Source organism: Pararhizobium sp., from assembly GCF_035497515.1.
Taxonomy (GTDB): domain Bacteria; phylum Pseudomonadota; class Alphaproteobacteria; order Rhizobiales; family Rhizobiaceae; genus Pararhizobium.
The window spans coordinates 1-7,314 of sequence record NZ_DATJDJ010000124.1 but is presented as its reverse complement, the minus strand read 5'-3'; the positions used below and the strand labels follow the sequence as shown (position 1 = coordinate 7,314).

The window sequence follows — 7,314 nt, the reverse complement described above, 5'->3', positions numbered from 1 at the left end:
GGCGCGGAAGGAGGCATTGGCCTGCAGCCAGCGGGAGAAATCCTTCGGTTCCCCCAGGGAAACGGAGAGATCGCGGGCGCGGCTGTTGAGGATTTCGGTGGAGCGGAGCGTGGCCAGCGCCTGCCCGCCATTGACGATCGGCTGCGGGTCGAAGAGGCGCAACCGAAAGGGCCGACGCACCGATTTCAAAAGGGCGATAGCCATCATGAGGCCGGAAAAGCCGCGTCCGACGACGGCGATCTGCAGGAGCGGGTCCGCCCTCGAGCGCGGTGATGAAAAACCGTGAACCGTCATATCTTTCCTCCCCGCGTCACGCGGCCGGATCGTTGAACCACTGTCACGCAAATGCCAGTTCTCAATATGCGGTATAGTCTATGTAATTTGTGATCTTAATCCGGAAGAACGAAAGCATCAAGCGCGATATTGTTATGCGTTCGTTGAGTGAGTTCTCAGCGCTCCGTGTGCCCGGGGCGCAGCCTCTCGAGACGATGCATGAAAACGCCGATGTCATCTGCCCGGCGAGCCTGCCGCTTGCGCACCAACAGGCACATGATACGGGCGGCGGTCGAGAAGCTCATTTCATCCAGCGGATTGTCGCTGGACCAGGGTTTGTTCAGGCGCTCGGTGATGGCACTGACCATATTGTGCGGCAGGATGTCGGTGCAGCCGCGCATATGCTCGAAAACCGCGTTGATCGAAACCGGGTTGCCTTGATGATAGGCTCTGGGGACGTCCGTCCCGTCGATCCAATCGTCGTAGGCTTCCAGTGCCTCGCGAAACAGCTGATGCAGCGTGATTGGCGCATGTCCCTCGTAGAGTTCAGGAAGGGGGTTGCTCATCTGTAGATCCTCGCATCGTTGGAAGACGGTGGTTGGTGCCGGCAGAATCGACCAGACGCCTCAACTGGCGGAAGCCCTATTTGTTCCGGCGACGGCGCTTGTATCTCGAGGCAGGGCAGCCTTGTTCATTTAATATCCGATTCGCAGCCAAAACACTGCCAAAGATGCTTTTCGGTCGCGGTGCCCGGCGGCCAGCCCTGTGGTATGCATGAATCCTTTCAAGGCGGGTATCGCCTCGCCTGAAGATTTGCATGATGGGAAGGATTTGGATTCACAATGGAAATGGCAAGGCTGCAGTTGCAGACTCATTTTCTCAAGGGTCGCGAGCAAGTGCCTGTTTAACAATAACGTCTTGCGCGAATCGTAGCGTTGGGCAATCGTCACGGATATATTGCCGTTCTGGCTATTTTACCGTGACGAAAGTTTTTGAACGTGAACAACGCTGTTCGGGCGCACAAGTTTGACCGCAAGACGGTCGACGAGACGATTGGAGATCACGCTGCGATCATCAGCGCGCAGCTCCACGCCATCAGCGAAGCCGTCTTCCCGCCAGCCGCCAACAAGACGCTTCGCCGCTTCACGTCCGGCGAAGCGGCGCGTCTGATCGGCGTTTCGGATTCGACCTTGCGGAAAATGACCCTTGCCGGCGAGGGGCCGCAGCCGGATGTGGGCACGAACGGCCGACGTCTCTACACGCTCGGCCAGATCAACGAATTGCGCGAAAAGCTGGCCCAGACCGCGCGTGGACGCGAGATTCATGATTTCGTTCCGCGCCGCGGCGCGGAGGATCATCTCCAGGTCATTGCCGTCACCAATTTCAAGGGCGGCTCGGGCAAGACGACCACGTCCGTCCATCTCGCCCAGTATCTCGCATTGCAGGGCTATCGTGTTCTCGCCGTCGATCTCGATCCGCAGGCGAGCCTCTCGGCGCTGCTCGGCGTGCTGCCGGAAACCGACGTCAAATCGAACGAGACCCTCTACGCCGCCATCCGCTACGACGAGGAGAGGCGCCCGCTGAGTGAGGTCATCCGTAAAAGCTATTTCGAGGGCCTCGATCTCGTTCCCGGCAATCTCGAACTGATGGAATTCGAGCACACGACGCCGCGCGCCCTGACGAGCGGCGCGCGGGACGCGGATGGGATATTTTTCACCCGGGTGGCGCGCGCTCTGGACGAGGTCGCCGACGATTATGACGTCGTCGTCATCGACTGCCCGCCACAGCTCGGCTATCTCACCCTAAGCGGCCTTTGCGCCGCGACGTCGATGGTGGTGACCGTGCATCCGCAGATGCTCGATGTGGCGTCGATGAGCCAGTTCCTGCTGATGACCCACGATCTTCTGGCTGTGGTGCGCGAGGCCGGTGGCGAGCTGAAATATGATTTCGTGCGCTATCTGCTGACGCGCTACGAGCCGCAGGATGCGCCGCAGACCAAGGTCGCCGCTCTTCTGCGCAACCTTTTCGACGATCACGTCCTGACCAATCCGATGGTCAAGTCGGCTGCGGTTTCGGATGCGGGCCTGACCAAGCAGACGCTCTATGAAATCGGTCGCGAAAACCTGACGCGCTCTACCTATGACAGGGCGATGGAAGCGCTCGATGCGGTCAATGGCGAGATCGAATCCCTCGTTCGGCAGGCATGGGGGCGGGCTCCGCGATGATCGTCCACGCCATCCCGCAGCGTTGGGAGCTCCCAACATTCCGTTCCGGCCCGCGGGCCCCGGCAGAAAGCCGGCGCGATGTCGCTCCTGCTGACGGCCGGATTGCGACCTGCTCTTCCGGGCGAGGTGACCAGCCATGAGCCGGAAGGAAACCGTCAACACGCTGTTCATGCGCAAGCCTGAAGGCTCGGCGCCGGCTGCTGGTATCGAGAAAAGCAGCGAGCGCGTACGCACCGGTGCCATTTCCGCGATGGGCGCATCCCTTCAGGAAATGACCGAAGGCGCGCGCAGCGCCGCAAGGCTGCAGGAACAGTTGGCAAGCGGCTCGACCGTCATTGATCTCGATCCGTCGCTGATCGACCAGTCCTCGGTCAGCGACCGGATTTCCATCGCGGTCGATCCGGGCTTTGATGCGCTGGTTGCAAGCATGCGCGACAACGGCCAGCAGGTGCCGATCCTGGTGCGCCCGCAGGTAGGTCTGCCCGGCCGATTCCAGGTCGCCTATGGCCGCCGCCGACTGCGGGCGGCTGTGCTGCTTGGAAGAACGGTGCGGGCAATTGTCCAGTCGCTGACGGACAATGAGCTGGTGATCGCGCAGGGCAAGGAAAATCTCGATCGGCAGGATCTTTCCTATATCGAGAAAGCGCAATTCGCCCGCCGTCTCGAAGACAATGGATATGACCGCGCGACGATCATGGCGGCCTTGTCGACCGACAAGGGCGACCTCAGCCGCTACATCTCGATCGCGCGCAGCATTCCCGAATATCTGGTTCAGGCGATCGGCCCGGCACCCAAGGCAGGACGCGCCCGCTGGGCGGCTCTGGCAGACCGGCTCGGGCAAAGGCATGCCGGGCTGGAAGGCCTGATCAACGCGCCCGATTTTCTGGCGATCGACAGCGACGGCCGCTTTGCCCGCCTGTTCGATGCAATTGGCGGAAGACCGGGAAAGCGTGGGCTGAAGGCGCAGGAATGGAAAGGTCCGAAGGGCAAAAAGGCTGCCCGCATTGAACGCGACGACCGGCAGACGCGGATCGTCTTCGATGAGCGCCAGGTACCCGATTTCGGCAATTTCCTCGCAGATCGGCTCGACGAGCTCTACGCGCAATTCACGGCCGGGCGAAAGCCGGACCGCCGAAATTAGTTTCAACCGGGCGCCATGGTCGGCGCCTTGATGTCAACCGCTATCGAAGGATAGGCAAAGACGAAAACTGGCAAAGAAAAAGGCCCCCGAAATGCATTCCGGAAGCCCTTCTCAACTGTTTGGCGACTGAGAGAATCACACTTCCTGGAATCGTAGTCAAGTCTCTTCATTGAGATCGGCGTCATTTTGACGAGCCGGACAGCTTTGCCTGCACGAAAGGCGAAGAAGATGGAAAGTGGAAGTGTGACGACGCCCTTTGGGCGGCGGCCGATGACGCTTGGCATGTTGGCAAGTCAATTTGCGGCCGAGACGATCGACGATACCAAGTCCGCCGACAAGTGGAAGCTTTATCGGGCGCTCTGCGAGGCGAGGCCGCTACTCGGCGTCACCGACCGGGCACTTGCGGTGATGAATGCGCTTTTGAGTTTCTACCCGAAGGACGAGCTATCGCAGGCGCATGGCCTAATCGTCTTTCCGTCGAACGCCCAACTGTCCCTCCGGGCGCATGGCATGACGGAACAGACGATCCGGCGTCATCTGGCCGTTCTGGTGGAGGCCGGGCTGATCAGTCGCAAGGATAGTCCCAATGGCAAGCGCTATGTCCGCCGCAACAGCGCCGGCGCGATCGACGATGCCTTCGGCTTTTCCCTGGCGCCGCTTCTGGCGCGTGCCGAGGAGATCGCGCAGCTGGCGGCCGAGGTGGTGGCCGAGCGGCTTGCGCTGCGGCGGCTGCGCGAACGATTGACGCTCTGCCGACGCGACATTGCCAAGCTGATCGAGATGGCAATGGAAGAAGAGGCGACAGGCGATTGGGAAGCGATCACGCTTCAGTTCCGATCCCTGGCAGGGGCCTTGCCGCGCATCCCGACGGCCGATGATGTGACGCCGGTGCTCGAAGAAATGGAAATGCTGCGCGACGAGATCGTCAACTTGCTGGAAGCGCGTGTAAAAACAGAAAAAATGAATGGCAATCCCTCTCAGAATGACTGCCACATACAGAATTCAAACTCCGACTCTACCTCTGAACTTGAACCTTGCTTCGAAAAGAAGCAGGGGGCGACTTTCGAGACGGATCACGAAGGTTCGGTTGTGCCGATCCATCTCGAAAGGTCTCATGAGGAGGCAACTGCACGGCAGGAACCTAAACCCGTTAGGGATCAAACCGATCGTTTGCGAGTGGCGCCCGAAATCAAGGCCTTTCCGCTGGCTCTCGTTCTCCAAGCCTGCCCGGAAATCATCGCCTACGGTTCCGGAGGTACGATTTCGAACTGGCGCGAGCTTATGTCGGCGGCGGTCGTCGTCCGCTCGATGCTCGGTGTCAGTCCCGACGCCTATCAACAGGCCTGCGAAATTCTCGGACCGGAAAATGCCGCCACCGTCATCGCCTGCATTCTGGAGCGGGCAGGGCATATCAACTCGGCCGGCGGCTATCTGCGCGACCTTACGCGGCGGGCGGAGAAGGGCGAATTTTCGCTGGGGCCGATGCTCATGGCGCTTGCCAGGACGAACGGAAATTCCGCCAGAAGGGTCGGCTAGAAAGGGCTGATTAACCTTTATTTTCTATTGAAATGGATGGTGCGAATGCCCGTGAATTCTGAGTGAGCAGGTCCCATGCGTCTTTCCCGAACCAATTTCCCGAATGGCCTTGATATGACGGAAGAAGAACCCGCCTATGGAGATCAACCGCTGGAAAAGGCGGATATCCAGCGGTCCGTCTATGGCGCGCATCCCGTTTCTGTAAACGAGGAGAGCATGAGCGGCGTTTCTACCGATGCCATTGCGGCCAGCGAAATCGAAGGCCGCAAGGATGCGCCGGTTTGGCAGAGCGCCTTTGTGCTCGGACCGAATGTCCGCTTCACCCGCACGCCGGAAAGCGTCATTTCCAAAAAGTCGATGCCTGCCGCGAGGCCGGAGCAAGGACAGCCGGTCGCACCGCCGAAGGTCGATCCCGTCGCCATCGATGTCTCCGGGATCACGGATATGACGATGCCGGCGGCTGCCGTTCTGCCCGGCATCCAGAATGCCCCTGTCGGCGGGATCCGGTTGCTGTCGCTTCGCCTGCAGCGGGAAATGGAAATGCGTGCGGCCGAGCCTGCGGCTGTTGCAACCAACGAGACGGTTGATATCGATCTTGCCTGTTTTCCGGCCGAGGGGGAGATAGTATCCGCCGCTGCGACGGAGCTCGGCTTCCGGCGGGCGGCGCCTTTCCTGCATGTCTCCGACGAGGTGTTCTGGGATACGCTGCACATGGAGGCCGACCTGGACGTGCTTGCGCCGACGCTGCGATGGCAGCCGCCGGAATATCAGGTCGCCGCGAATTCCGTGACATCGCTCTATCGGGAAGTGGGGATAAGGCAGGCGGGCAAGTCTCCTGCCGCTCCACCGGTTTCCACATCGGTTCCCGTCGCGCAGCCGGAGAAGGTGAAGCCACGGAACGTTGCCGTTGCGGAGGAATTTTCGCCTCCGTCAAGACCGCTCGAACGGCGGGAAAAGCCCGCGCCGGCAGTCGTTTCCGCAAGGCCGGTGACGGCAAGGCTGATCGAAACCATCGGACCGATCGAGGCCGGCGACGATTATGTCCACCCGCCGGTGGACCTGTTGCAGGAACCCTCGATCCAGCAAACCGCGATCCTGTCGCAGGAAGCGCTGGAACAGAGCGCCGGCCTGCTGGAAAGCGTGCTGGAGGATTTCGGTATTCGCGGCGAGATCATTGATGTCCGCCCGGGACCGGTGGTGACGCTCTATGAATTCGAGCCGGCGCCGGGCGTCAAGTCCTCGCGTGTCATCGGTCTTTCCGACGATATCGCCCGCTCCATGTCGGCATTGTCGGCGCGTGTCGCCGTCGTCCCCGGCCGCAATGTCATCGGTATCGAACTACCCAATCCGGTGCGCGAAACCGTCTATTTCCGCGAACTGATCGAATCCGAAAACTATGTCGAGACCCGGTTGAAGCTGGCGCTCTGCCTCGGCAAGACCATCGGCGGTGAGCCGGTCGTGGCTGAACTTGCCAAGATGCCGCATCTTCTGGTGGCCGGCACGACGGGCTCCGGAAAATCGGTCGCGATCAACACGATGATCCTGTCGCTGCTCTACCGGCTGAAGCCGGAGGAATGCCGGCTGATCATGGTCGATCCTCAGATGCTCGAGCTTTCGGTCTATGACGGCATCCCGCATCTGCTGACGCCGGTCGTTACCGACCCGAAGAAAGCGGTGATGGCGCTGAAATGGGCGGTGCGCGAGATGGAGGACCGCTATCGCAAGATGTCGCGGCTCGGCGTGCGCAATATCGACGGCTACAATGCGCGTGCGGCAACCGCGCGCGCCAAGGGTGAAACCGTCCTGTGCAGCGTCCAGACCGGATTCGACCGCTCGACCGGCGAGGCGATCTTCGAGCAGGAGGAAATGGACCTCGCGCCCATGCCCTATATCGTCATCATCGTCGACGAGATGGCCGACCTGATGATGGTCGCCGGCAAGGAGATCGAAGGCGCCATCCAGCGGCTGGCCCAGATGGCCCGTGCTGCCGGCATCCATCTGATCATGGCGACGCAGCGTCCTTCGGTCGATGTCATCACCGGCACGATCAAGGCGAACTTCCCGACCCGCATTTCCTTCCAGGTCACCTCGAAGATCGACAGCCGGGTGCTTCTGGGCGAAATGGGCGCCGAGCAACTG

At 60.8% G+C, this 7,314-nt stretch carries 6 protein-coding genes; 4 read left to right on the top strand and 2 right to left on the bottom strand.

Annotation, left to right across the window (positions count from 1 at the left end; translation table 11 throughout):
* On the bottom strand, positions 1 to 294 hold a 294-nt coding region (locus VL202_RS13245; protein ID WP_325464579.1), incomplete at its 3' end, for an FAD/NAD(P)-binding protein.
* Positions 295 to 449: 155 nt separating this feature from the next.
* Complete coding sequence (locus tag VL202_RS13240; protein WP_056336528.1) at positions 450 to 839, bottom strand: hypothetical protein; 390 nt, start codon at positions 837 to 839, stop codon at positions 450 to 452.
* 432 nt (positions 840 to 1,271) lie between these two features.
* Here VL202_RS13240 and repA point away from each other — a divergent pair, with 432 nt between their 5' ends.
* From repA to VL202_RS13220, 4 genes are all read left to right on the top strand, one after another.
* Entirely contained in the window at positions 1,272 to 2,498 is a 1,227-nt protein-coding gene (gene repA / locus VL202_RS13235) for a plasmid partitioning protein RepA (protein WP_056337214.1), read from the top strand.
* A 136-nt stretch (positions 2,499 to 2,634) separates the two neighbouring features.
* On the top strand, positions 2,635 to 3,639 hold the full coding sequence (repB, locus tag VL202_RS13230; RefSeq protein ID WP_325464578.1) for a plasmid partitioning protein RepB: 1,005 nt from the start codon (positions 2,635 to 2,637) through the stop codon (positions 3,637 to 3,639).
* 228 nt (positions 3,640 to 3,867) lie between these two features.
* Positions 3,868 to 5,175: a plasmid replication protein RepC gene (repC, locus tag VL202_RS13225; RefSeq protein WP_325464577.1), complete on the top strand. Its 1,308-nt coding sequence runs from the start codon at positions 3,868 to 3,870 to the stop codon at positions 5,173 to 5,175.
* A 75-nt stretch (positions 5,176 to 5,250) separates the two neighbouring features.
* On the top strand, positions 5,251 to 7,314 hold a 2,064-nt coding region (locus VL202_RS13220; protein WP_414692855.1), incomplete at its 3' end, for a DNA translocase FtsK.

Excerpts from the sequence above, each read along its gene's own strand:
- repB (WP_325464578.1), top strand. The coding sequence starts at position 2,635 with ATGAGCCGGAAGGAAACCGTCAACACGCTGTTCATGCGCAAGCCTGAA.
- repC (WP_325464577.1), top strand. The coding sequence starts at position 3,868 with ATGGAAAGTGGAAGTGTGACGACGCCCTTTGGGCGGCGGCCGATGACG.
- VL202_RS13240 (WP_056336528.1), bottom strand. The coding sequence starts at position 839 with ATGAGCAACCCCCTTCCTGAACTCTACGAGGGACATGCGCCAATCACG.